The sequence below is a fragment of the Spirosoma aerolatum genome, from assembly GCF_002056795.1.
In the GTDB taxonomy this organism is placed as follows: domain Bacteria; phylum Bacteroidota; class Bacteroidia; order Cytophagales; family Spirosomataceae; genus Spirosoma; species Spirosoma aerolatum.
Genome location: NZ_CP020104.1, coordinates 6,373,347 through 6,399,458 on the forward strand (window position 1 = coordinate 6,373,347; position 26,112 = coordinate 6,399,458).

Below are 26,112 nucleotides of genomic sequence, written 5' to 3' on the forward strand. Positions count from 1 at the left end.
GAAATTGGATAATAGGCTAGCCAGCAAGAAGGATACGAAATGGAACCGATGGATCAACAAGAGGATTAAGCAGTTTCGGTTATTGCTTCCAATTTACGGAGTTGGGCCAAAATACGCAATTGTACAAGATGTCTTCGTCGCATATTTAAATAAACAGCAAGGACGCGAGGGCGCAAAGAATATGGCACTCAATCTTCACTAGTTTAGTTATTCATTTTTTGTCATCCCGACGCAGGAGGGATTTCAAGGTTAAAGATATTTGAGATCCCTCCTGCGTCGGGATGACAAAAATGATCTGATGTCTTTCATTTAGCTAATTTTAACCATATTCTTTGCGTCTTCGCGTCCTTGCGGTTTACTTGAAAGTCTTTTAAATCCCAAAAACTCATTTAGCCTTACCTTTATTCAGAAAATCCCGCACCAGTTCCTGCTGATCGGTGCTTAGGAAATCAACTCCCGCTTCACGCAGCCTAGCCCAGACCGCCGGATCTTCGGGACTGGCCCAAAGACGGAGTTTCTTTCCTTCCTGGTGCACTCGGTCAACCAATTGGCGAAGTTTCTGAAACTCAGTCGCTGGCATGTCGCCTTGTCCGCGCCAGCCAAGCTGATTGGGATACGAATCGCTAATGATCGGCATAACCGTTTTTGAAAAGCCTTTGCCCAAATCGGATGGTCGACCATCGAGCGTTATCAGATGATCTTTTGTCTTCGCCACCGCCGACATAGGTCGATTTCCCGACAAGACGATGGTAACCGGCCCCGCCGGATTTTTACCACCTGAAGCGATTAATGAGCGATAGCGTTGAAGGAGTTTAGCGAGTGCCTGATACGTACTATCGGCTCCGGTTTTCGCGTCGATCATCAGGTAAAATGGGCCCTTATAGCCTGGAAACACCCGCCCGTTATGCTGACGGATTCGTTCTGCTAATGGTTTCAGATACAGATTTTCGAGGGTTGTCGCAGCGTTTTTAAACGATGGCCGATCATGCGTTACATACAAAGTATCATCGATCAAATGAACATCGGCTTCGACGCTGGTAAACCCATTTTCGAGCGCATCCCACAATGGCCGCGATTGTTCATAATCGTTGTGTGCGTGAGCGTTGAGCAACGGCGTAACACCCGCCGTTGATTGTGGAATCAGTTTCGACGCAATGGGTTGCGTCCAGGCCGTTTCGACATCACCGGGCATAAAGGGATTATACTTTGGTTTGCTGGAAATGACCTTGGCCCGGAGCAGTACAAGATCATCCGTCAGCGCGTATGCTGCCGCCGAATCGGTCACTTCCTTAAGCAGTTCAGCTTGCTGGCTTCCTTTTCGGATGCCGAAAAACTGAATACGATAAGTTACGTCTTTCTCCGGGCTGACGCGTACAACCAGTGAACTGCCCACCTGAGGCAGTTGCTTCAACGTAACGCCCGAACTGGCGTAGAACCGTCCGGCTTCCATCGCTTCAACAATCGCTTTGGGGGTTAATTCTGGCGCATCGACCATTACCCAACCCCGACCTGAATTGCTGAACGATGGCCCAAAAAAGTAGTAATTGTGGCTATCGTCGGTACCAAGCCCATACATCAGCGGACGGCCCTGCTGCACAAAATGGAGGTTGATTTTATCCCACATCGATTCGGTGCCTTCGTGGGTACTATCGCCATAGTTATTCACCAGATGGTGCCCATTGAACACCTCAAAAAAACGCTCGTAGCGTAGCTGCATCAAATCTTCGGCCTTAATGGCGTAGTAAAAGTTCGGATGGTTGATGTGTGGAAACATGGGCTGGCCCGTTTGCCGACGCTGGGCGACCACCATATCAATGTTATTCTGCATCACCTCGGCCACACTATTGCCGGGAAGCGGACGAACGAGGTTTTTCACGTTGGTAATATTCATGTGAATAGGCTTACCCTGGTACCCCGTCGATACTTCTTCGCTTTTGATAATCATGAACTTACCCGGCTCCTCGAAGTAATTTCGGTATTCGTCCAGCTTTTTCAGCCGCACCCGGAGCGAGTCGTTTCCTCCTTTCTTATACACGACCCAATCCGGCCCGAACTGGCGCAGATAACGGTCGAACGTTCGACGTCGGTCCTGCTGATGCGGCACATTCACCCACTTCTCGACGTCCTGAATCACGTTATGGTCAGACAAACCAACGAACTGATACCCATTGGCTTTGTACCAGTCCATAATCATCTCGGGATAATCATCGCCATCGCTCCACAACGAATGCGTGTGCAAATTGCCTTTGTACCAATGCTGAGCCTGGGTAAGTGATGAAAGCAGAACAGCGCATAAGGTAATCCAATAGAAGCTCTTGTTCATATCGACAACTCGAAAATGTCAGCGGTAAAGGTAGCTACAAGCAGATTGCCTGATGCTATGCGTATGTTATCTACCTGTTAAAGCTGTAAAGCGACTATCCCAACGAGCCTACCCAATCCCGATTTTTCAGTTTTTTGCTCTAAATTTCGGAACAATAGACGATGCCTGACTTTCCAAAAAGTGTGATCCTTTTGGAACGTCTACAACTTGCCCAAACACTCATGGTGCGCACTACTCAACCTGAACTCCGAACGGTCAACGTCACACGCTATGTTACGCCACTGCGTGAAGGCGGTTCGCTACCGGCCATTGTCGAAGCCGATGACAATTTTTTGTATGTGCTGAAGTTTCGCGGAGCGGGTCAGGGCACCAAAGCATTGATTGCCGAATTAGTGGCCGGTGAGATCGCACGATTACTGGGTTTTCGTGTGCCTGAAATCGTCTTTATCAATCTGGATGTGGCCTTTGGACGCAGCGAACCCGACGAAGAAATTCAGGATTTGCTACGTGCCAGTGAAGGGCTAAATCTGGGCCTTCATTATCTGTCGGGCGCCATTACCTTCGACCCGATCCTGAACGACCTATCGCCCCGGCTGGCTTCGCAGATTGTCTGGCTCGATGCATTCGTGATGAATGTGGACCGGACGGCCCGTAATACGAACATGCTCATGTGGCATAAGGAGTTGTGGCTGATCGATCATGGGGCTTCACTCTACGTGCATCATACCGGCCCTACCTGGCCAGAGCAAAGCCGACGACCGTTTACCCAGATCAAAGACCACGTATTGCTGCCCCAGGCAACAGAACTGGATGCCGTAGATGCCGAATTCCGGCAGTTACTAACCCCAGACCATATCCAAGCCATTGTATCGCTCATACCCGACGACTGGTTGATGAACAATGGCTCAACGGACTTCCCCTCCGACCAGCGGCAGGTGTATGCCCGTTTTTTAGAGGACCGACTAGCCTCATCCGAACTATTTGTCAACGAAGCGAAGAATGCCAGAAATACACTTGTTTGAGTACGCCGTTATCCGGGTGGTGCCCTGCGTTGAGCGGCAAGAGTTTCTGAATGTCGGTGTTATTGTCTACTGCCGGGCTCAGGGCTTTTTACAGACGCGATTCGCGCTCAACGAAGCCCGTCTTAAAGCATTTTCTGCTAAACTGGACCTGGACGAACTAATCGGACGACTTGGGGCTTTTGAACGAATCTGCGCAGGAAAAGCGGACGGGGGGCCAATAGGAAAACTAGCCATTGCCGAACGGTTTCGCTGGCTGACGGCTACCCGCAGTACGGTTGTGCAAACTTCGCCCGTACATCCGGGCCTTTGTACCAACGCAGCCGAAACGCTGGACAACCTGTTCGAGCAACTGGTGCTATGATTTCTTTTCGACAAGATTTACAGGGTTTTGCCGACATATTCACATAGTCGATCCCTATTCATCCTGTAAATCTTGTCAATCCTGTCGAAAAAACGAATTGGTGTAATCCCTATGAAGCACTTTACCCTGATCCTTTTCCTCTGCCCACTCCTCACGACGTTAGCACAGCCCCGAACAGATGCTTTTCTGACGAAGCTACTGGCAACGAACCCAAGTGCTGTTTTTAAGGAAGTGATGCGGCATCCCGAAACGTATCGACTGCAAATTATCTACACCCAGATTGATCGCGACAAAGCCAATAAGCCGTCGTTTAAACACTACTACTTCCGCGTCGACAGCACCGAATACTTCAACCCCGCTTCGACCGTAAAACTGCCGCTAGCCCTCCTCTCGCTCGAAAAACTGAACCGACTCAGCATACCCGGTGTCACTAAATACACCGCCATGCAGTTCGACAGCGCCTATAGCAAACAAACGAAAGAGTGGATCGATACGACTTCGGAGAGCGGCTATCCATCCATTGCCCATTGCATTAAAAAGGCATTTCTGGTCAGTGAAAACGATCCCTACAGCCGTATGTATGAGTTTGTCGGGCAAAGCGAAATCAACCGATCACTGCACGCCAAAGGGTATCTGGACACGCGCATTACCCACCGATTTGTCCGCATGACCGCCGACGAAAACCGCCACACCAACCCCATCCGGTTTATTCGGTCAGATGGCCGTTTAATCTATACCCAACCAGCAGCGTTTAATACCGACCCATTCGATTTTCGACGGGAAGCCCGGCTTGGCAAAGGCTATTATGTGCGCGATAGTCTGGTGCATGAGCCGTTCAACTTTACTGAGCGTAATAAATTCCCGCTGGAAGCTTTTCAACAAATTTTGCAGTCGGTACTGTTTCCCGAATCGGTTACTCCCAACCAACGATTTAACCTGACTAATGACGACTATCGACTCGTTTATCAGTACCTGTCGCAGTATCCGGGCGAGACAAATTATCCGAAATACGACGCCAAACAATATTACGACAGCTACGTAAAATTCTTCTTCATGGACAGTCTCCATCATCAGATGCCAACCGATGTCCGGGTATTCAACAAGGTGGGTTGGGCCTATGGCTTCCTAACCGATGCATCCTACGTGGTAGATTTCAAAAACAAGGTCGAGTACATGCTGACAGCCACAATCTATGTTAACAGCGATGGCATTCTGAACGACGACAAGTACGAGTACGACACTGTTGGCAATCCGTTTCTGTATCAGTTGGGCCAAACGATCTATCAGTATGAACGAAGCCGAAAACGACTTTATAAACCTGATCTGAGCAAATTTCAAATCACTTACGAAAAACGAATCAACGACAACCGCCCAACCATAAAAAACGTTGACAATTAAATCGTTACCGACCAAGCCCGTTTACACTTAACCTTTAACCTTATGCATCTTCAATCTACTTTTCGCACACTAGCGCTGATCGTCCTGACAGCGCTGTCTGTGCAGGCCCAAACTGCCACCAGGCAAAATTCTCCGCAATTAACGACATCGACTCCCGAATCGGCTGGTTTCTCATCAGAACGGCTCAACCGGCTCGACGGGCTCCTTCAGTCGTACATCGACAAAGGAGCTTTTCCGGGCGCATCGGCCATTGTGGTTCGGGATGGCAAAATTGTGTATTACAAAGCCTTCGGCAAATCGGACCTCGACGACAATAAGCCGTTAGCCAAAGACGCCATTTACCGAATTGCGTCGATGACCAAAGCCATCACGTCGCTGGCTGTTATGATGCTGCACGAAGAGGGAAAAATCATGCTCGACGACCCCATCAGCAAATATATCCCTGAATTTGCCAAACCCGTTGTGCTCGACAAATTCAACGAGAAAGATAGTACCTACACTACCGTACCAGCCAAGCGGGAAATTACTGTCCGGCATTTACTGTCGCATATGTCGGGAATCAACTACAACGTCATTGCCAGCGATCCCCGCATGCGGGCTATTTATACCAAAGCGGGCGGTATTCCCGATGCGTTTGTGACCCAGAATTACACCCTCGGACAAATGGTGAAGCAACTGGCTAAACAACCCCTCAATCACCAGCCCGGTGAAAAATGGACCTACGGCCTGAGTATTGATGTGCTTGGTTATCTGGTCGAAGTCGTGTCGGGGCAAAGTCTGGCGCAGTTTTTTGAAAAGCGTATCTTCGAGCCACTGGGCATGAAAGACACTTTCTTCTACCTACCCGATGCCAAGAAAGACCGACTGGTGAAACTGTATTCGGAAGACAAAGACAAAAAGCTGGTCAAAACCTCCAGTATAAAAACCCTCCCCGTTGATCCCGATTACCCAATTATGGGTGCCAAAACCTACTATTCGGGTGGTGGCGGCTTATCTAGTACGGCCTATGATTATGCCATTTTTCTGCAAATGCTGCTGAACAATGGCGTTTACAACGGGAAGCGATTCCTCAGTCGCAAAAGCATCGACCTGTTTACGCAGAGCGACCAGACCGGCACGCTGTTTCCAGAACCCGGCAACTATTTCAGTCTGGGCTTCCGGGTCGTCGGCGAAAAAGGTCATAACAACGACCTGAACAGCATTGGTACCTACGCCTGGGGCGGTGCGTTCAGCACACACTACATTGCTGATCCGAAAGAGAAAATTGCCATCGTCCTGATGAAACAGATGTGGGGCACTACTTACGGCGGTGAACTCGACAGAAAGTTTGATGTGCTGGTGTATCAGGCGCTGGATGATTAGTCTTTGCCAATGCATTTCTGGAAATACTAACTAATACGTATGAGTATGGCCCCGATGGAGTCACACGTTTCCGTGAAGTCAGATTTAAGAATCTGACTTCGTGCGGTTTCTCAAAACCGAATGAGTACAGGGTTCGGTTTTGAGAAACCGTCCAGGGAAGGTTTGAGCACCCTCCTACACAAAGACGGCTATTGCAAGGCATGTACTTTTTGCACCACTTCCACAAAGTCCTGAAAACACTTTCTGGCAAGAATCGCTTTCTACAATCAGACAGAATCGTATACGTTACTAATTCAGCCTGGTTGAGTTCGAAAGCATTCAATACATGAAAAAAATAGCCTTTATTGTTCAACGGTATGGATTGGAAGTGAATGGGGGAGCCGAATATTATTGCCGGATATTGGCCGAACGGTTAGCTGGCACTTATGAAGTGGATGTACTAACCAGTTGCGCACTGGACTACATTACCTGGGCTAACTGGTATCCGCCCGAAATGACCCCAATTAATGGGGTTAAAGTCCATCGATTTGCCACCGAATACGAACGACAGGAAAAGGCTTGTGGCCGAGCTGAGCATAAAATCAAGAAATGGTCACGGCCCGAAGAATGGCAGGGATTCGGCTGGATTCGGATGTGGGGCCGGGCGCTTGTTGGTAAAACCGTTCGGCGGTATAGCTGGTTATGGGCCAAAGCGCAGGGACCTTACGCACCCGATTTGATCACTTATCTACAACGCAACCACCACCAATACGACGCGCTGATCTTCATTACGTACCTGTATTATCCAACCATTGTCGGTTTGAATGTTGCCCCGCACAAGTCGATTTTCATTCCGACTGCCCACGACGAAACGCCCATTTACCTACCTATTTTCCGGCCAGTATTCCATAAACCCCGGGCCATTTTATTCCTCACGGAAGGCGAAAAACGCTTTGTTCATCAGTTCTTTAAAAACGAAGCCATTTACAATGATGTGATCGGCGTCGGTATCGAAACCTTAAAAATACCGCCAGCCGAAACAGCTGCTACGATCCTAAAAACCGATGCGCCATACCTGATTTATATTGGGCGGATTGCCGAAGCCAAGGGGTGCGATATGCTGTTCGCGTATTTTATTCAGTACAAACAGGCTCACCCATCGTCTTTAAAACTCGTGCTGGTCGGTCAGGCGTTCATGACCATTCCTGAGCATCCAGACATTATTACGGCCGGTTTTGTGGACGAAGAGGTGAAAGTTGCCTTGCTGAAAGGAGCCAAAGCCCTAGTGATTCCCTCGCAATATGAAAGCCTCTCCATGGTAACGCTGGAAAGCTTTGCGTATGGCATACCCGTAATCGCCAATGAAAAATGTGAGATTCTGAAAGATCATATCGAACTCAGCCAGGGAGGTCTTTTATACGCCGAATACGACCGTTTTGAACAAGCCGTTCAACAGCTTTCTACCAGCGACTCAGGCGAAATGGGTGAAAAAGCGCAGGCATACATCGAGCAAAATTACACCTGGGACAAGGTACTGAGCCGTTTCGATAAAGCGGTGAATTATGTAACTGATTGGAAATGATAAACGCTATTTTCTGTCATTCCGACGAAGGAGGAATCTCAAAGTTGCTTATTAGTCAAGCTTGAGATTCCTCCTTCGTCGGAATGACAGAAAAATAGTTACTGAACCAGCTCCTGCATCATATTCAGTCGTTTATACACGCTGTCCTGGCTACTGATGAGTTCGTAATGATTGCCCCGCTCGATGATTTTCCCCCCTTCCATAATCAGGATTTCGTCGGCTTCTTTAATGGTACTGAGCCGGTGGGCAATCACCAGCGTTGTGCGACCTTCCATCAGGTTGTTCAATGCCTCCTGCACCGATTTCTCGGATTCAATATCCAATGCCGATGTAGCTTCGTCCAGAATCAGAATCAAAGGTTTTTTGAATACGGCGCGGGCAATACTTAACCGTTGCCGCTGGCCACCACTTAGCCGAAGGCCTCTGTCGCCAATGACGGTGTTGTAGCCATCTTCCGTGTCCATGATAAACGTATGGGCATTGGCAATTTTGGCCGCTTCGATCACCTCATCCAGACTGGCATCCGGTCGCCCGAGGGCAATGTTGTTGAAAATCGTGTCGTGAAACAGGATGATCTCCTGCGTGACAAAGCTCATCTGTTGCCGAAGCGACTCCATGGTATAATCCCGAACATCAACGCCATCAATTTTTACACTCCCCCGCGTTACTTCATAAAACCGGGGAAGCAGGTCGGCAATGGTCGATTTCCCAACCCCCGAAGGCCCGACCAGCGCTATTTTCTGCCCCTTGGCAATTCGGAAATTGATGTTTTTCAACACGGGTTTGTCGCCGTATTGAAAACTTACATCGTCAAAAACAATGTCTCGCCGGAAGCTTTTCAGTTCCTGCGCCGTTGGTTTATCCTGTATTTCTATGGGCTTATCTAGCAGCTCAATGATGCGTTCGCCCGCAGCCTGCCCCTGTTGAATGTTCGTCAGAGCCACCACAATCGCCTTAGCGGGACGAATTACCTGCGAGAAAATAGCGATGAACGCAATGAACGAACTGGCCTGTAAATTGCTCTGGCTACTCAACACCAGACTACCGCCATACACCAGAATACAGGCGACGACAAATACCCCCGATGCCTCAGAAAACGCCGGAGCCAGCTCGCGACGTTTAAACCCCTCCAGACTTGCCTGCCGATAAAAGTCATTCTCCTGACTAAAGCGTTTGAGTACGAAACCCGTTGCGTTGAACGACCGGATAATCCGCATACCGAGTAGGGTCTCATCCATCAGGGTCAGCATCCGCCCCATCGATGACTGTACATCCTGCGCTTCTTTTTTGAGCTTCTTGGTCACAGCCGCGATACCAACCGCCGAAATCGGAATAATGACCAGCGTAAACAGAGTGAGTTTTACTGAAATCGCAAACAACGCCACGAAATAGCCAATCAGCAGGTATGGTTCCTTAAATACCACTTCGATAGAACTACCAGCTACACTTTCGATGGCGTAAACGTCGCCGTTCAGCCGGGAAAGCAGATCGCCTTTGTGCTCTTTGGTAAAATAGCCCAGGTGTAGCGAATTGATCTTTTCGAACAAAGCCTCCCGCAACCGCTTGACAAGCAGCGTTCGGGCGTTTAGCAAACAACGCTGGGCCAGAAACCGAAACAGATTGGTCAGCACAACCGACACCACAATCATTCCCGCCAGAAAATAAAGCGCGTGTATAGGATTGGTCGTTTTGAACTGATAAATGAAATGGTAAAACGTATCTTTAAAATACGCTGGCGACAGTTGAAACTCAGGAGCTGAAGCAAACCGGGCGGCCTCGGCCGTGTTGATCGGATCGAACAGAAAATTGAGCAACGGAATGATCAGCGCAAACTGAAATACGTTGAAAAACACCCCGATGAGGGTAAATACAAAAAAAGGGATAACAAATTTTCCATAAGGCCGGGCGTATGCCATCAGCCGCCTATAAATCTTCATTCGGTGCGCTTAATTCTTTTCTTCATGAACCGCAAGAGCGCGAAGGCGCAAGATGACCCTGTTTAATATTGAGGCTGTTTAAACTTTTACAAATTGAGCCCCAATAGGTGCGTTTTTGTCATGCTGAGGAACGAAGCATCTTGAGGTCTTCAGTTCACAGGCAAGCTTAAAGATGCTTCGTTCCTCAGCATGACAAAAACCATTCGTTTGAACAAACTTGATTTAAAATTGTGTCCTCGCGTTTTTGCGGTTTTACTTACTTTTTGATTATACCAGTGATCGGTACACATTCATATATTTTCGGGCCGAATCCTCCCAGTTAAACTGGGCACTGTATGCCTTCAGGGCTTCCTTCATCTCGTTACCTGCCCGTTTGTACTGCTGCATACCCATCATAAAATCATGATGCATATTGTCGAAGTCCTGGAAGTAAAACGCCAGATCTTTCCCAATTTCAGGTAGGGCTGTGTGTCTCGATAAAAATACGGGTTTCCCTACCGACATAGCTTCTGTTACAGGCAAGCCAAAACCTTCGGCCAGGGAAGGCATCACCACAGCCTGACAATTGTGATAATACCACGATTTCTCTTCTTCCGTAATTTCATTGACCAGGTGCATCCGATCGTCCACCCGTAGCTCCGAGGCATGTTGCCGCAGGAAATGCGCATAATCCTTATCCTCATGACGACCAGCCAGAATCAACTCAAGGGAAGGATTTTTTTGCAGCAATGGTAGAATCTGGTGCTGATTTTTCTTGCGGGTAATTACCCCGACGTTGAATAAAAACGGGATTCTGGGCCGATACGAACGAGGCATCAATATAGGCTGATGCAGGCGGTTTGTACCGTTATAAATCACATAAACCGGCTTATTTCCTGTATCGCAATGGGCTAGTACGTCCTTTCTGGTAAATTCAGAAATGCAAACGATGGCATCGCTCCGGTCAATGTTCTGCTGTAACTGAGCCAGGCAACGCGCTTTTTTATGCGTTGGCTTGTCTTCATGCAGAAAATTAAGGTCATGAATCGTCAGTAATACCTTAATTTTTCTGTTGCGCTGGGGCAGATACTGCGAGCTTTGATAGGTACTATGCCAAATGTTATACTGACTCACCGATGGCATCAGGAACTTTTGCAATGAGTGTTGGGCAATGCAGGCTGTTGTTGGCTCAAATGTGGCCCGAACGTGGTCTGGAATAAAAACGGCCAGTTCCTCCCGGCTCATTGTATCCCGCAAAGCCTTACCCAAATTCAGACAATAATAGTAAAGCCCCGTGTTGACATATTTCATCCGCTCGCAATCAAAAACGACACGCATCATACGATAAACCCTCCTAACGTTGAGAAACTGATTGAAACATTTTATAACTGACCACCCACTCTAACCGTTATACAAACAATATGCAGGTTTTACAACCTGTTCGAACAAACCCTGGCCTTCTATTGAGGCCATTCAGTAAGAAACTGCGAGAAAAGGTGTAGGTGGTGCAACGAAGGGTTTAGTATTAACGGTACGGGTTGAGCGGGGTAAATGTTGCATAAAGCGCAAAAAAGCGATTGTGCGGCCCTATTTCAATCCTCTTTTTAGGCTTATGTCCCGAATTATTTTTGACTGCAACCTGATGAAATTCCCCCATTCTGGCCTGTATTATTACTGCCAGAATTTGAGTGATCATATCAATAAACTGCTGGTGGAAACCGATCAGCCACTCATGAGGATGTATTTACCTCCTCGTAAAAAGCTGTCGCTGCATCCGAAACCATACCACCTGATTGAGCAGAAATGGCATAAACTGATTCAGCCGTTTCTACTCAAGTGCCGGGTGTGGCATGCACCGTTTCAGTCTGGACGAATTTTGCCCGACAAAAATCGATTTCCACACCTGAAGGTTGTGCTGACCATCCACGATCTGAATGTACTCCACGAAGGAAAACCGGACGATGTTCAGCAAAAAAGTCTGGCTCATACTCAATCGTTGATCGATCAGAGCGATGTAATTATTTGTATATCGGAATTTACCAAAAACGACGTGCTGACGCATTGCACCGTTGGCGATAAACCTATTTATGTAATTCATAACGGGGTCAATAAACTACCGGGTTCGATAGAAGCAGAAGAGAGTCTGTACAAGCCCAACCGGGAGTTTATGCTGGGAATAGGCTATCTGAATAAAAAGAAGAACTTCCATGTGCTGCTGCCTTTGTTACAGCTCAATCCAGAGCTGGAGTTGATCGTCATCGGCTGTCACGACGACCCTGATTATGTAGCTACCATGTGGCAACAGGCGCAGCAGTTAGGCGTTGCGGATCGGCTGCGTTTGCCGGGTATGGTGTCGGAAGCGGCTAAAATCTGGTATCTGCAACACTGCAAAGCTCTGGTCCACCCCTCACTGGCCGAAGGCTTTGGTCTCACCGTAATCGAAGCCATGCAATTCGGTAAGCCTGTTTTTCTATCGCCCCTTACATCCTTACCCGAAGTAGGTGGCGATGCAGCGTTTTACTTTCCCAGCTTTGATGCCGAGGCCATGCAGGAAACCTTTCTGCAAGGACTAAAAGCGGCCACCTGCCCCAAACACCAGGAAGCCATCTTAAAAAATGCCGCCCGTTTCGACTGGGAGAAAACTGCTCAGCAATACCTGTCCGTTTACCAATCCATTGCGGGTTAATTTTCTTGCCCCTCGGCTCGTCCGCCCTGCAATCACGGACGAGCGTGCCAATCCTGCATACTGAGCGATTAGAAAAACATACACCTTCTGCTTTATCTTACCTGTTGGTGCGCATCTGTCAAACGTTTCCATTGGATGAGATTTCTTTTCTGCACATTCTATTGCTGTCTACTAGTCACGGCTGGATTCTCCCAGGTCCAGAAACTACCTGTCTATCAAGCCAAAGCCTTTACAGCCGACTGGCTTATCTCGCCCGTTACGCAGAAAGCAGGCGTCTATCAGGCCAATAATGGAAAAGATCTGGTTCTATCGAACGGCTTACTTACACGTCGATTCCGAATCACCCCTAATCTGGCTACGGTCGATTACAAAAACCTGACGACAGGTGAGCAGTTTGTCCGCTCAGTCCGGCCCGAAGCCATATTAGTTCTGAACGGCAAAACGCACCGGGTTGGCGGGCTTTACGGCCAGAAAGAACATGCGTACCTTCTCGAAGAATGGGTCGATCAATTTACGGCCAATCCAACTGATTTCCAGTTCAAATCCTTTAGTGTAGCCCCCATAAAGGCCTACCTAAACTGGCAGCCACGTACCTGGACAATGAATCGACAGCAGCCAACTGGTCAGGAATTGCAACTGGTTTTTACCGCTAATTCGCCTGAGTTGAACGGTCTTGACGTAACAGTCCATTATGCACTCTACGACGGCATTCCCAGTCTCTGCAAATGGGTAACGCTCAATAATAAATCAGGGACTCCCATCCACATTAATCAGATCATCAGCGAAGTACTGGCAACTCCCGAGGAAGAGTCGGCTGTGGTGGGAAAGCCGGAGCAGATGAAAAAACCGCAGCGGATTTACATAGAAAACAACTTTGCGTTCAACAACGCCATGCGATACGATCTATCCGATCAGGCCACGCATTGGCATACCGATTCGCTCTATACATCGCAGGTCAATTACAACTACGAAACCCCCTGTCTGCTGGAAGTATACCCAACTGTCGGGGTGGGTATTGATCTGGCGCCTGCGCAAACCTATACATCCATCCGTACCTACGAATTACTGCTCGACTCCTACGACCGCGAACGTAACGGGCTGGCTCGTCGGCGGTTTTATCAGGCTGTTGCGCCCTGGACAACCCAGAATCCAATATTCATGCACCTGGTCAATACCGAACCGGCCGTGGTCAAAAACGCAATCGATCAATGTACGCAAACGGGATATGAACTGGTCATCCTGAGTTTTGGCAGTGGCCTCAATATGGAAGATACGAGCCAGACCAACATTCAGAAATTTAAAGCCCTGGCCGATTATGCACATAGCAAAGGCATTTTACTAGGCGGCTATTCGCTCTTCAGCAGCCGCCGAATCGACGATGAAAACGACGTGATTGACCCTAAAACCGGACTACCCGATAAAGGGGCATTTTTCGGTCATGCACCCTGTCTGGCCAGTCAATGGGGCATTCGTTACCTGAACAGCCTGAAAAAATTCATTACCGAAACCGGATTCGATCTGCTCGAACACGATGGCCCCTATCCGGGCGATGTTTGTGCATCGACTAAACATCCCGGCCACAAAGGTCTGGACGATTCGCAATGGGTACAGATGGAGATGCAAAAGGGCTTTTACCGATTTCTGAACGAGCGAGGTGTTTACATCAACGCACCCGACTGGTATTTTATGGATGGTACCAACAAAATAGCCCTGGGCTATCGGGAAGTCAATTTTTCTCTCTCGCGTGAACAGCAAAAACTCCTAAACCGACAGAATATTTTCGACGGAACCTGGGAAAAAACAGCCACCATGAGCTGGGGATTCGTGCCCCTTACCAAATACCAGGGTGGCGGACCTGAAGCCGTTCTGGAACCCCTTAGCGAACATCTGACCGACTACGAACAACTGATGATGCAGTATTATGGCGCGGGAGTTCAGGCTTGCTACCGGGGACCTCGGCTGTACGATACTGAAACAACCCAACAAACCGTCAAACGTGTAATCGACTGGTATAAAAAGTACCGCCTGATTCTGAACGCCGATCTGATTCACCTGCGCCGACCCGACGGTCGAGACTGGGACGGCATCCTGCATGTGAATCCAACGGGTAAAGAGAAAGGGCTGGTCATGTTATACAACCCGCTAAAAACCAGAATGACGCGAACCATAAAACTACCCTTGTATTATACGGGTCTTCGTCAGACGGCCCAGATTAGACAAGGTGAGGGAAAGGCGCAACCTTACACCTTAAATCGACAGTATGAAGTCGAACTGCCCGTTACGATTGAACCTGAAAGCTATGGTTGGTGGGTCATTGAATAATGGAAAACCGCTCGCTATCCTCGTCAGATTCGTTTAGTGATTCGTGATAAGCCGTGATTTGATAGAGTACGTCTACGGCTATAGCGAAGTTGTTTTCCCCAACCAGCGCTTTGTAGGTATCCGTCAATTTCTTCTGTTCTTTTTTAGCCGTTAGCAATAGCTTCTGGCCTTCTTTGGTTAGTGTAATTTTGGAGCTACGACCATCGCGTTTACTGCGCTCGGTGGTAATTAGCCCCAGCGCTTCCATCTCTTTTACCGTTCGGCTCATCGCCTGTTTAGGCTGCATAGCGCGTCTTGCCAGTTCCTGATTTGTAACGCCCTCCAGGCTAATATTGGTCAAAAACCGCATAAAGGAGGCTTTGAAGGGAGCATCGGCTTTTTCATTCATCGTCCGTTGCATCCATAAATCCGACAGACGCTTGGTTACTGCAATCAGCCGCCCCCAGTTGCGATCGTTATGTTGCATATAATCGACCAATTCCTTCTCTAGTTTCTTTTTCTTCATCCTATTCGGTATGTATCCCTGGAACAAATATAGGCTCAATTTAAATAGTCAACAATGATTACTAAATAGTCAACAATTATGACTAATTTTGTTTTAACTACTAGAGCACAGATTTTTATGATTACTATGATTAACTATGATCTCCTCCTCAAAACAAGCTGATTATCAAGACACCTGTTTTATATCATAATAAATCATATCGATCATAAAAGTCTGTGTTCCATCATTATCTCAAATCGATCAACCAACACAATGTCGTTTAAACATCTGAATCTGGCTGTGCCCGATGTGGTACAAACCAAAATCTTTTTTGAAACCTATTTTGGCTTTCAATGCCAGGAACTAAAAGGCGATAATATCATCGCTATTCTGGAAGATCAGGACGGGTTTATTCTGTCAATTAGTAACTTCTCAAAAAACGAAATTCCGCAGTACCCTACTGATTTTCACGTAGGCTTTGTACAGGAGACACCCGAACAGGTTATGGCAATTTATCAAGCCATGAAAGCAGACGGTATTACGGTAGGAAAAGAACCTCGCAACTACGGTGGCCGTGGTACGATGTCTTTTTATGTCGAAGCGCCCGGTAAGCTACTGGTCGAAGTGTTGTGCATAACGGCCGACTGACCCAACATGACCTTTTGCTCAATTGGTACTCATCCACTTGGGCCGCCTAGGTGATAATGAGTACATTGTGCCCAAAACCGAACGCACGTACGTATGCCTCAACTTGACCAGCTTTTAGCCGAAGTAGCCGCAGCCCGCACCCAATACATAACCGATGTCGGTAAACTAACCGAAGAACAGGCCCAATGGAAGCCCTCACCCGATGTATGGAATGCCGTGGAAAACACTGAACATTTGTACTGGGCCGAACATGGGGGTATCTGGGGCATGTGGCGAGCCTATCACGCCCAAAAAGCGGGAAAACCCATCTGGGAAGGTGAATTGACCAACAAGGGCCTAACAGCCGACGAAATTGTCGCCCGAACCTGGCGCGAAAAAGAGCAGGTGCCAGCCATTGCGGCTCCTCGTATGGGTGGTTCGTTAGCCTTCTGGCTATCGGCGCTGGCCAGTCTACAACAACCACTTGCCGATCTGGCAACCGCACTGGCTGATGAAGATCTGGAAACTATTATTCATCCGCATGTGCTGTCTGGCCCATTAGACATTCGGCAGCGGTTCCAGTTCCTGCGCTTCCACATCGACCGCCACCGAAATCAGGTTATGGCACTGGGGCTACTCTAAAAACGAATCAGGCGAAGATACCAAACTATCTCCGCCCGACCGTCAACTGGAAACCAAAAACTGTCTTATTAAACCTCTTCTGTCTGTAACTGTTTTTCGTAGAGTTCACGATAAGCCCCATTCATTGCCAGCAACTCCTCATGCGTGCCTTGTTCAATGATTTCGCCATCGTCGAGCATAATGATGTGGTCGGCTAGTTTGGCCGATGAAACCCGGTGCGAAATCACAACCGATGTACGGTCGGCCATGATGCGCTGGAGATTATTCAGGATGATGTTTTCAGTGTTCGTATCTACGGCCGACAGGCAATCGTCCAGAATCAGAATTTTGGGGTCGCGGGCAATAGCACGAGCAATACTCAGCCGCTGCTTTTGTCCACCCGAAAGCGTAACGCCCCGTTCGCCCACGCGCGTATCGAACTGTTCAGGAAAATCGATTACATTCTGGTAGAGATCGGCGTCGCGCAGGGCCTGTTCAACCCGCTCCTGTGGCAAATCGGGCTTACCGAAGCGTACGTTGTTGCTGATGGTTTCGGAAAACAGGAACACGTCCTGCGGCACATAGCCCATCTGTCCGCGTAACGACGTCAGGTTATAATCTTTGACTGGAATACCATCAATCCTGATCTCGCCGAACGTCACATCGTACATGCGGGTCAGCAGGTTAGCCAACGTACTCTTACCCGATCCGGTTGTGCCCAGAATAGCCACCGTTTCGCCCGCCCGAACGTGCATGGAGAAATCTTTAATGGCCGTTATCCCCGAATCAGGATAAACGAACCGGACATTTTTGAATTCTATTTCACCCTGTATTGTGTGCTGAATATCCTTCTGCGATACGATGTCGGTTTTGATCGTCAGGAATTCGTTAATGCGCTGTTGGGAAGCTGCTGCCCGTTGGGTCTGGCTGGTTGTCCAGCCCAACGCCATTACCGGCCAGGTCAGCATATTTACGTAGAGGATAAACTCGGTGATGTTTCCCGGTGTCAGTTGCCCGGCAATAATTTCCTGGCCACCCACATAAATGACTAGCACGTTGCTCAACCCGACGAGGATGGCAACCATCGGAAAAAACAACGAATCGACGCGCGTCAGTCCCAGCGATTTTGCCCGGTACTCATCGCTTTCAATTTCAAATTTGGCGGCCGAATTGGCTTCCTGCACAAACGATTTCAACACCCGAATACCCGAAAACGCTTCCTGTACATAGGTAGACAACCGCGAAAGACTCTTCTGGATTTCCTCGGACCGTTGAATAATTATGTTATTGACCAGGTAGATCGCCACCGACAAAACCGGCAGAGGCAGCAGCACATAGAGCGACAACCGGGCGTTAATACTCACCATGTAGCTGATCACGAGTATAAACAGTACGATCAGGTTCAACCCGTACATGATACTTGGCCCAATGTACATCCGCACTTTACTCACATCTTCTGAAATACGAGCCATCAAATCGCCCGTGTTATGCTGGCGATAAAAACTAAGCGGCAAGGTCTGGTAGTGGTCGTAAATCTCATTTTTCAGATCATACTCCACGTGCCGCGACATCACAATAAGCGTTTGCCGAACCAGAAACAGGAAGAATCCTTTCATGAGGGCCATCACCAACGTCAGCACGCCAAACAGCAAAATACTCGTTCCAAAAATCTGGTATAGTCCCGACTGCAATGGGGAACCATCATAGAGATAGTAGACATCCAGCGTTTCGCGGACTAGATCAAGGGCATACCGAACCAGCTGCGCCGGAAAAATGCCAAACAGATTGGAGACAGCCGTAAAAACCGTCCCCAGAATCAGGTACCACTTGTATTTAAGGAGGTATTTATTAAGATAGGAAAGAGCTTTCACAGAGACCAAACAGCATTTTTTTCGTAACGGCTCAGCCTGCGGAAAAGTTGCAAAGAGTAGGGTGCGTGGGGCGGGGAGCAGGGAGAGGTATCCCAGGAATAGTCCCTACTCCCTGCCCCTTGCACCACGCTCCATGCACCATACACCTTGCACCTTGCCTAAAAAAGTCGTACTTTTGTACCCATATTCAGTTCTTTAAAATATCGGTAGAATTTAAGATTTAGGCGGATGCTCAACAGGCGACTACTCCGAATAAAGGTCATGCAGGCGTTATACGCACTTCGGCAGGCCGAATTTTCCAATCAACAACTAGCCCTCGACGGCATCAACGAACTCTTCCAACCCGACCTAAACTCGATGCAGCCGCAAAACAAGCGGCAACTCGAAGGCTACCGAAAACTGGCCTGTGCGCTCTTTGAAGAAGCCATTAAAACCAGTCAACCTGCCCAGGACGATGATGCTCCCCGACAAGTTTTGAAAGCCGCTAACGACGGTTTTGTCTTTTACCAAAGTCGGACCAAGAAAGATCGTCAGCATATGGCTCAACTGATGATCACACAGGTCAATGGTATTTATGACGATTACCTGCGCGTCATGCTGCTATTGCCCGAACTGGCCCGTGCTGCCCGTATTGACCGCGAACGCCCCTACCGTGACCCCGACGAGACCCCATTCCCGTTCGAGTCGGATCTGGCCGACAACACGGTTATACAGGCGTTGGCGAACCATCAGCCTCTGAAAAATGAAGTTCTTCGACACAACATTTCCTGGGCCGATGATCAGCCGTTTGTTCGGAAAGCCCTGCGTGAAGCGCTGAAAACCGATGAAACCTACCGAGCCTATTGTAGCCAGCAAACGCACACAGCCGACGAAGATCAGGCTTTGGCACAATACGTGTTGCGGACGCTGATATTCAAGCACGATACAATCCGGGACCACCTGGCCGAAATCGACCTAAGCTGGACCGAAAATAGTGAAGTAGTCCGGGGATTAGCCATCCGTACCTTAAAATCGGTGCAGAGTGCAACAGGTTTACAGCTCGAACCACTGACCGACGATTGGGAAGAGGACGAATTTTTCCTGAATACGCTGTTTCAGAAATCGCTGGAAAACGACGCTGAGTATGAGCAACTGCTGGCCGAACAGCTTCAGAACTGGGATATGGAACGGGTAGCGATGATCGATAAAATCATTCTAAAACTGGCGGTTTGTGAATTACTGAGTTTTCCAAACATTCCAGTCAAAGTAACGATTAATGAATATATTGAGCTGGCAAAGGCCTATAGTACGCCTAAAAGCGGTAAGTTTGTCAATGGGATTTTAGACAATTTATCCGAAAAATTGCAGGCATCCGGTCATTTGCGCAAAAGTGGACGAGGCTTATTGGACAATAAATAGTTTATGGTTATGCGTTTATGGTTTACGATTTTCTGTTTCAATGACGAGCTATAGTAATACACTAACCCATTGAGAGCCGAAAACCGAAATCGAAACCCGAAAACTCCACAGAAATGAATAGACTTGGTCGTGACTTAACGTTTTTAGTGACAGGCATAGCTGTTGGTTCACTATTTGGCTTATTGTATGCGCCTGACAAGGGCAAAATCACCCGTGATCGGCTCTCGTTCCGCTTATCGAAATACAGAGAGCAGATCAATGCATTACTCCAGGACTTAGGTGGCTCAACCGATCAGCCCGAAAACTCATCGAAGAATGAGGGCCAGCGCGTCGTAAACGATGCCCGCGAAAAAGCGGAACGGCTACTCGAAGATGTAGACCGGCTAATGGCTCAAATTAAGCAACAGAACGCGTGAAATCGATGTAGAGCTTAAAGCTCTACATCGTAAACTATACAAAAATGCACCTTAGAAGTTGGCTATTGGTAGCCATTACGGTTGGCGTCGGGTTTGGGCAGATTAGCTGCGACAATCGAAAACAAGGGGAAGCATCAAAAGAAGTGGCTTCCGAAAAAATGCCGAAAATTACATTTGCCGAGAAAGGTATTTATGACTTCGGTACGCTTATCGAAGGCGACACCGTCGATCACGTATTTACATTCACTAATACCGGCGAATTCCCGCTGATTATCAACAACATCACGGCGTCCTGTGGCTGTACTACGCCCGAATGGCCCCGCCAACCTGTGGCACCAGGCGAAAAGTCATCGGTACGCGTTCGATTCAATAGTCGGGGGAAAATGGGGCAGCAAAACAAAACCATTACCATCTTTGCCAACACGGAGCCTGCAATGACCGATCTTCAATTTAAAGCAATGGTCAATCCAAAACCTGACTCCGCTAAAAAATCGTAACTAACCTAACAAAACTATGCTTTCAATTTTATTAGAGGCTCCGGCCGGCTCCAACACATCCATGATTTATAATGTGTTGCTCTGGGTGGGTATTATTGGTATTTTCTACTTCTTTATGATTCGTCCGCAACAAAAGAAGCAGAAAGACCAGAAGTCATTTATCGACAACCTTAAAAAAGGCGATAATGTGGTCACCATCGGAGGTCTACACGGCAAAGTTGTTTCGGTAGAAGCCGCCACCGTTACACTCGAAGTCGATAAAGGTACCAAACTGACTTTCGAACGCACCTCCATCTCGCGGGAAGCCAGTGTTAAGCCAGATGACGAGAAGAAGTAATTCCGAATACAGTATATTGAGGGGCAGTACGTAGACGAGTCTAATGAATGAGCGTACTGCCCTTATTATAGTTACTGCACTGACCCCGTGAACACACACGCACCCGATACCAAATCGTTTCAGCCAACGAAGTTGCTACTCTGCCTGTTAGCCGCAACGTTGTTCTGGTTTTTGAGTGCGCTTAATAAACCGGGCTACACGCTCAATGTTGACTATCCGATACGGTTTATCTATAATGATTCGCTCTATATCCCAACAACCCCTTTGCCTAAAACGGTACGAGTCAATGTGTCGAGCGATGGCTGGGGCTTATTGCGGCATACGTGGTTACCATTCCGGGTTGAACCTGTAACCTACACAATAAAGGCACCACTTCAGGCAACGGCTATCAATACGTCTTTGCTAACAGCCGCATTGGCCGAACACATTAAAAAGCTTCATATCAATTACGTTGTATCGGATAAGCTCGATGTTCATTTTGATCGGCGAATGCGGAAAACCATTCCGTTAAAAGCCGATAGTTTGCACATCAATATGCTTCCCCCTTTTGTGGTGACCAGTGTGATCAACTTAACTCCCCGAAGTATTGAGGTCGATGGACCTGCCAGGCTGGTACGTGGTTTGCCCGATACATTGTGGGTAAAGATTCCCCGGAAACGCATTTCCGATAATTACGACGATGAGATTTCGCTGAATCAACTTCGCCATCCGCTTCTTCACACGAGTGCCGACCGCGTGGCGGTTAGTTTCGAAGTTGGCGAACTGCTCTCTCCACAACTTAAACTCAATGGAGAAAAAGTGAAAGAGCGATAGAGCGAATAGGTAATTTACTCAGCTTCGTTTTTCTACTCTTTCACTCCGATTCGGCATTCCGATTCACGCTTTATGAAATCTCCTCTTCAGATCGGTGTCACAGGTGGAATAGGCTCTGGCAAAACCATTGTTTGCCAGGTATTTCGGGCATTAGGTATTCCCGTATATGAAGCCGATGAGCGCGCCAAATGGCTAACCGAACATGACCCAATCCTGAAAGCGGATATTAAGCGCGTGCTTGGTCCGCAAGCCTATGATGTGTCGGGGCATTATAATCGGGCCTGGGTAGCCTCCCAGGTGTTTGGAAACCCCGAACAATTAACGGCCCTCAACGCTGTGATTCACCCCCGTGTTTTTGCCGATACAGCTTCCTGGATAACCCAGCAGACTGGTAAACCGTATGTCATTAAAGAAGCGGCTTTGATGAAAGGGGCTGGCGATAATAATTCGCTCGACAAAGTGGTGGTGGTTCAGGCTCCGGTTTCGCTACGCATCGAACGGATTCGGAAACGTGATCCGCATCGGTCTGAAAGCGAAATTCAGAACATTATTGCCCGGCAGATTAGCGATGAAGACCGGATGAAAATTGCTGACTACATTCTCGAAAACGACGAAAGCCAGTTGCTGCTTCCACAGATTATCCGACTTCACGAGGAATTTCTGCGTCTTGCTGCCAACTAATACCCTTTCGGCTGTAATTTGTGGGCTATCACTCATCAATAGTCCAATCGAATGAAACAACGTTTCCTCTTCTTCGCTGGCTGTGCCAGTGGTTTTCTGCTGGGTGCTTTTGTGGCCAGCAACGACCCCAAAAAACCAATTACCTCCGATGTTGTCGAAGTAGCTTCCCGCATTTTCGATCTGGAATTTACGTCTGCCGAACGTGATTCCATGCTCGATAATCTGAACAATGCCCGACTCAATTACGAAGCCCTTCGCAAGATCGATTTACCGAACAATATAGCTCCGGCGCTTTATTTCAACCCCTTACCAGCCGGTTTTACGATGCCAACTGGCCCTTCGTCGTTTAAGGCATCTACACAAGCCAACGTCACTCTTCCCAAAAATCGCGATGAATTAGCGTATTATACTGTGGGGCAGTTGGGTCAGTTGATTCGTACCAAACAAATCACCTCGGTTGAGTTGACGCAGTTTTTTCTGAATCGGCTCAAGACCTACGATCCAAAACTGCACTGTGTGATTACCACTACCGACGATCTGGCCATGGCTCAGGCTAAACGTGCGGATGCGGAATTGAAAGCAGGAAAATACCGGGGGCCATTACACGGTATTCCCTACGGAGCCAAAGATTTGCTAGCTACAAAAGGCTACAAAACAACCTGGGGAGCGAATCCATATAAGGACCAGACAATTGATATGGACGCTACCGTTATCAAAAAACTTGAAGAAGCGGGTGCCATACTGTGCGCTAAAATGACGCTGGGCGCTTTAGCTATGGGCGACGTTTGGTATGGTGGCATGACGCGAAATCCCTGGAATCCAGCTACCGGCTCCAGCGGTTCATCGGCGGGTTCGGCTTCGAGTGTTTCGGCCGGTTTGTTACCGTTCGCCATTGGCACCGAAACGTTAGGGTCAATAGTCTCGCCTTCAACCATTTGTGGCACTACAGGCCTTCGCCCGACGTTCGGGCGAGTCAGTCGTCATGGCGCTATGGCGTTAAGCTGGAGCATGGATAAAATCGGACCAATTACCCGGTCGGTCGAGGATTGTGCACTGGTTTTCAACGCGATTTATGGCCCCGATGGAGCCGACCCAACGGTCATGGCAGCACCTTTCCGGTATGCTCCCCTAGCCACGCTGAAAGGTATGCGGATTGGCTATGTCAAGAAAGCATTTGAAAGCAATTATCCCAATCGCACCAATGATTCACTTACGCTGCAAACCCTGCGTGATCTGGGAGCCGAACTGGTCCCCTTCGACCTGCCAACGAGCGTACCAGCCAACCGGATTTCATTTTTGCTGGGCGTTGAAGCGGCCGCAGCTTTCGATGAGCTTACCCGATCAGGTCGGGATGATTTACTGACCCGACAGACCAAAAATGCCTGGCCCAACTCGTTTCGTTCGTCACGTTTTGTTCCTGCCGTTGAATATGTTCAGGCCAACCGGGCCCGTACCAAACTCATCAATGACATGGCAGCCCAGTTAAAAGCGGCCAAGCTGGATGTGTATGTGTCGCCAGCCTACGCTGGTGGAAACCTGACCCTGACCAATCTAACGGGTCACCCCTGTCTGGTACTTCCCAACGGATTTACCAAACAGAACCTGCCGACCAGCATCACCTTTATGGGCCAGCTTTTTGAAGAGGGTAAAGTACTGGCTGTTGCCAAAGCCTATCAGGACGCTACCCAGTGGCATAAAAAGCACCCCATCCTCTAACAGGGAGCCCTCTGAAAAGCAAACCTTTCCTAAAACAGTTCGTTTAGAAGACATACTAAATGAACAGCGTTATGAAACGGTTATTGATTATTATAAGCTTATTAGCTGCGTCTTTTGGCTGCTCTCCCCGCGTTGCGGTCGATAGCAGTAGTCGAGTCGATTTTAGTAAATACAAAACGTTTGCCTGGATGGACTCAGACGTTAAAGCAGGGCAAAATCCGCTCTACTATAATCAGTTGGCTACTGAAAGTGTAGAAAATACGATGAGTGATGTACTCCGGCAGAAAGGCCTGACCGAGAATAACTCGCAGCCCGATTTGATAATTGGCTACCATTTCTTCGTAGAAGACAAAACACGTACCGTAGCGAATCCAACTTCACCTTTTTATGGCCCTTACCTGGGCTGGGGCCGATGGGGCTATCGCGGTTGGGGGCCCGGCTGGTGGGGCTGGGGAGGTACGCAATATACGCAGGAGCAATACAAGGCAGGCACGTTGGTTGTCGACATGGTTGATGCCCGCACACATAAATTAGTTTGGCGTGGATCGGTTCAAAATGCGGTAGCTGACCCCTCGCGTATTACCGCTCAGCTTACCAAAGAAGCCGAGCGTATTGTCGAGAAGTTCCCAGAACGGACTAGTTAACCACTTATCTACTTACTTTATAAACTGCTGTTGGCTGGATCACCCGGTCAACAGCAGTTTTTTTATACACGTTTCTGATCAGTTAAAGTATCGATAAGCGCCTTTACTTATAAATTCAACGCCTGCCATGTGACTAAAAATAGGCAGAGCGTCTAATTGCGTACCTAGCTCTCCAATGCCTTAGGTCGCCTATAATCGCTTTATACGATGCCCATTCATGACTAGCTATTGCTCTTAACTTGTAGTTCACATGTCGTCCATAAATCTGTTAGAAGCAGCCAACAGGTATCTTGACAGCCGCATCGTTAGTCAGGTTAGTAACCGATTGGATGAAAGCTGGCAGAACACACAAAAGACATTTGAGGGAGCGTTATCCGCTATCCTGAGTGGTTTGATTCAGAAATCATCCGAACCCAGTGGGGCTATTCTGATTATGGATTTACTGGGTGAACTAATGCCGCCAACGCTGGAGGAAGAGGAAGAGCTTGCACCGACTGATAACTTGATGGGCCAATTGGTTAACTGGCTTGCAGATCAGCAGGAATCCAGTCGTGTTATACAGATGGGAGCCGGGCTTCTTCAAGGCATTTTCGAAGAAAAAACCAGGACGCTGACCAACAGACTAGCTGCTTATAGTGGTGTTAGGCAATTCTCGTCTGCCACGGTAACAAACCTTGCAGGTTCTGTTTTGCTCAGCCTGTTGAGTGAGCAGATGAGCAATGAATATCATGGCCTGTCTGGATTAACGGATTTGCTCAATAATCAAACAGAGTATGTGGCTTCGGCCTTTCCCTCTGGCCTTGGTTCACTACTGGTCAGTGATCCAGAACTGAACAAGTTGAATAAGTTAGCCGATGCCCTACCCAGCCCAATGCCGTCTGAATCAATTTATACCGAAGAAGATTCTTCTCCCGGTATGGCTCGCTGGCTGCTGTGGCTTCTGGTAGCCCTGGGAGGTATTTCCCTATCAATTATCCTCCGGGCGTATAATTAATTCGGTTTACGGTGGCTGACGCATCACTTAATCTTGGGTCAGCCACCGTAAACTGTAAACCA

General features: G+C 48.3%; 23 protein-coding genes. 18 read left to right on the forward strand and 5 right to left on the reverse strand.

What is annotated here, in order from left to right; genetic code table 11:
* Positions 1-385 precede the first annotated feature (385 nt).
* Positions 386-2,323, reverse strand: a complete 1,938-nt coding sequence (locus B5M13_RS26490; RefSeq protein ID WP_080058536.1) for a histidinol-phosphatase — start codon at positions 2,321-2,323, stop codon at positions 386-388.
* Between the two features lie 221 nt (positions 2,324-2,544).
* On the opposite strand from B5M13_RS26490, the gene B5M13_RS26495 reads away from it, so the two are divergent.
* From B5M13_RS26495 to B5M13_RS26515, 5 genes are all read left to right on the forward strand, one after another.
* Complete coding sequence (locus B5M13_RS26495; protein WP_080058537.1) at positions 2,545-3,345, forward strand: HipA family kinase; 801 nt, start codon at positions 2,545-2,547, stop codon at positions 3,343-3,345.
* Entirely contained in the window at positions 3,323-3,706 is a 384-nt protein-coding gene (locus B5M13_RS26500) for a DUF3037 domain-containing protein (RefSeq protein ID WP_080058538.1), read from the forward strand. Before B5M13_RS26495 ends, B5M13_RS26500 begins: the two co-directional genes overlap by 23 nt.
* 111 nt (positions 3,707-3,817) lie before the next feature.
* Positions 3,818-5,104 carry a serine hydrolase gene (locus B5M13_RS26505; protein WP_080058539.1) on the forward strand — a complete coding sequence of 429 codons (1,287 nt, stop codon included), beginning with the start codon at positions 3,818-3,820 and terminating at the stop codon, positions 5,102-5,104.
* Positions 5,105-5,146: 42 nt separating this feature from the next.
* Positions 5,147-6,466 (forward strand): serine hydrolase domain-containing protein, encoded by a 1,320-nt coding sequence (locus tag B5M13_RS26510; protein WP_080058540.1) that lies wholly within the window; start codon positions 5,147-5,149, stop codon positions 6,464-6,466.
* Positions 6,467-6,791: 325 nt separating this feature from the next.
* Entirely contained in the window at positions 6,792-8,027 is a 1,236-nt protein-coding gene (locus B5M13_RS26515; RefSeq protein ID WP_080058541.1) for a glycosyltransferase family 4 protein, read from the forward strand.
* A gap of 98 nt (positions 8,028-8,125) precedes the next feature.
* Here B5M13_RS26515 and B5M13_RS26520 read toward each other — a convergent pair whose 3' ends face one another.
* The gene (locus B5M13_RS26520; protein ID WP_080058542.1) at positions 8,126-9,964 is read right to left on the reverse strand and encodes an ABC transporter ATP-binding protein; all 1,839 of its coding nucleotides are present in this window, start codon (positions 9,962-9,964) and stop codon (positions 8,126-8,128) included.
* A 267-nt stretch (positions 9,965-10,231) separates the two neighbouring features.
* The gene (locus B5M13_RS26525) at positions 10,232-11,284 is read right to left on the reverse strand and encodes a glycosyltransferase family 4 protein (RefSeq protein ID WP_080058543.1); all 1,053 of its coding nucleotides are present in this window, start codon (positions 11,282-11,284) and stop codon (positions 10,232-10,234) included.
* A gap of 301 nt (positions 11,285-11,585) precedes the next feature.
* On the opposite strand from B5M13_RS26525, the gene B5M13_RS26530 reads away from it, so the two are divergent.
* Together B5M13_RS26530 and B5M13_RS26535 are read left to right on the forward strand one after the other, a co-directional pair.
* Complete coding sequence (locus B5M13_RS26530) at positions 11,586-12,629, forward strand: glycosyltransferase family 4 protein (protein WP_170061198.1); 1,044 nt, start codon at positions 11,586-11,588, stop codon at positions 12,627-12,629.
* A 135-nt stretch (positions 12,630-12,764) separates the two neighbouring features.
* A complete protein-coding gene (locus B5M13_RS26535) occupies positions 12,765-14,951 on the forward strand; it encodes an alpha-galactosidase (protein WP_080058545.1) in 2,187 nt (728 codons plus the stop codon).
* Here the strand turns inward: B5M13_RS26535 and B5M13_RS26540 are convergent.
* The gene (locus B5M13_RS26540) at positions 14,941-15,456 is read right to left on the reverse strand and encodes a MarR family winged helix-turn-helix transcriptional regulator (protein WP_080058546.1); all 516 of its coding nucleotides are present in this window, start codon (positions 15,454-15,456) and stop codon (positions 14,941-14,943) included. The two genes, B5M13_RS26535 and B5M13_RS26540, sit on opposite strands and share 11 nt — an antisense overlap.
* Positions 15,457-15,708: 252 nt before the next feature.
* Between B5M13_RS26540 and B5M13_RS26545 the strand changes: the two genes are divergently transcribed.
* Together B5M13_RS26545 and B5M13_RS26550 are read left to right on the forward strand one after the other, a co-directional pair.
* Complete coding sequence (locus B5M13_RS26545) at positions 15,709-16,083, forward strand: VOC family protein (protein ID WP_080058547.1); 375 nt, start codon at positions 15,709-15,711, stop codon at positions 16,081-16,083.
* A gap of 93 nt (positions 16,084-16,176) precedes the next feature.
* Positions 16,177-16,704, forward strand: a complete 528-nt coding sequence (locus B5M13_RS26550) for a DinB family protein (protein ID WP_080058548.1) — start codon at positions 16,177-16,179, stop codon at positions 16,702-16,704.
* A 68-nt stretch (positions 16,705-16,772) separates the two neighbouring features.
* Here the strand turns inward: B5M13_RS26550 and B5M13_RS26555 are convergent, their stop codons facing one another.
* Entirely contained in the window at positions 16,773-18,554 is a 1,782-nt protein-coding gene (locus tag B5M13_RS26555; RefSeq protein WP_080058549.1) for an ABC transporter ATP-binding protein, read from the reverse strand.
* A 261-nt stretch (positions 18,555-18,815) separates the two neighbouring features.
* On the opposite strand from B5M13_RS26555, the gene nusB reads away from it, so the two are divergent.
* From nusB to B5M13_RS26600, 9 genes are all read left to right on the forward strand, one after another.
* On the forward strand, positions 18,816-19,952 hold the full coding sequence (gene nusB / locus B5M13_RS26560) for a transcription antitermination factor NusB (protein ID WP_080058550.1): 1,137 nt from the start codon (positions 18,816-18,818) through the stop codon (positions 19,950-19,952).
* Positions 19,953-20,065: 113 nt separating this feature from the next.
* The gene (locus tag B5M13_RS26565; RefSeq protein WP_080058551.1) at positions 20,066-20,368 is read left to right on the forward strand and encodes a YtxH domain-containing protein; all 303 of its coding nucleotides are present in this window, start codon (positions 20,066-20,068) and stop codon (positions 20,366-20,368) included.
* 44 nt (positions 20,369-20,412) lie between these two features.
* Positions 20,413-20,865 carry a DUF1573 domain-containing protein gene (locus tag B5M13_RS26570; RefSeq protein ID WP_080058552.1) on the forward strand — a complete coding sequence of 151 codons (453 nt, stop codon included), beginning with the start codon at positions 20,413-20,415 and terminating at the stop codon, positions 20,863-20,865.
* Positions 20,866-20,881: 16 nt separating this feature from the next.
* On the forward strand, positions 20,882-21,202 hold the full coding sequence (yajC, locus tag B5M13_RS26575) for a preprotein translocase subunit YajC (protein ID WP_080058553.1): 321 nt from the start codon (positions 20,882-20,884) through the stop codon (positions 21,200-21,202).
* A gap of 87 nt (positions 21,203-21,289) precedes the next feature.
* A complete protein-coding gene (locus tag B5M13_RS26580; RefSeq protein ID WP_080058554.1) occupies positions 21,290-22,015 on the forward strand; it encodes a YbbR-like domain-containing protein in 726 nt (241 codons plus the stop codon).
* A 72-nt stretch (positions 22,016-22,087) separates the two neighbouring features.
* On the forward strand, positions 22,088-22,696 hold the full coding sequence (gene coaE, locus B5M13_RS26585; RefSeq protein WP_080058555.1) for a dephospho-CoA kinase: 609 nt from the start codon (positions 22,088-22,090) through the stop codon (positions 22,694-22,696).
* A 51-nt stretch (positions 22,697-22,747) separates the two neighbouring features.
* Positions 22,748-24,412 carry an amidase gene (locus B5M13_RS26590; RefSeq protein ID WP_080058556.1) on the forward strand — a complete coding sequence of 555 codons (1,665 nt, stop codon included), beginning with the start codon at positions 22,748-22,750 and terminating at the stop codon, positions 24,410-24,412.
* A 71-nt stretch (positions 24,413-24,483) separates the two neighbouring features.
* On the forward strand, positions 24,484-25,056 hold the full coding sequence (locus B5M13_RS26595) for a DUF4136 domain-containing protein (protein WP_170061199.1): 573 nt from the start codon (positions 24,484-24,486) through the stop codon (positions 25,054-25,056).
* 250 nt (positions 25,057-25,306) lie between these two features.
* Positions 25,307-26,050: a DUF937 domain-containing protein gene (locus B5M13_RS26600; RefSeq protein ID WP_080058558.1), complete on the forward strand. Its 744-nt coding sequence runs from the start codon at positions 25,307-25,309 to the stop codon at positions 26,048-26,050.
* Positions 26,051-26,112: the final 62 nt, after the last annotated feature.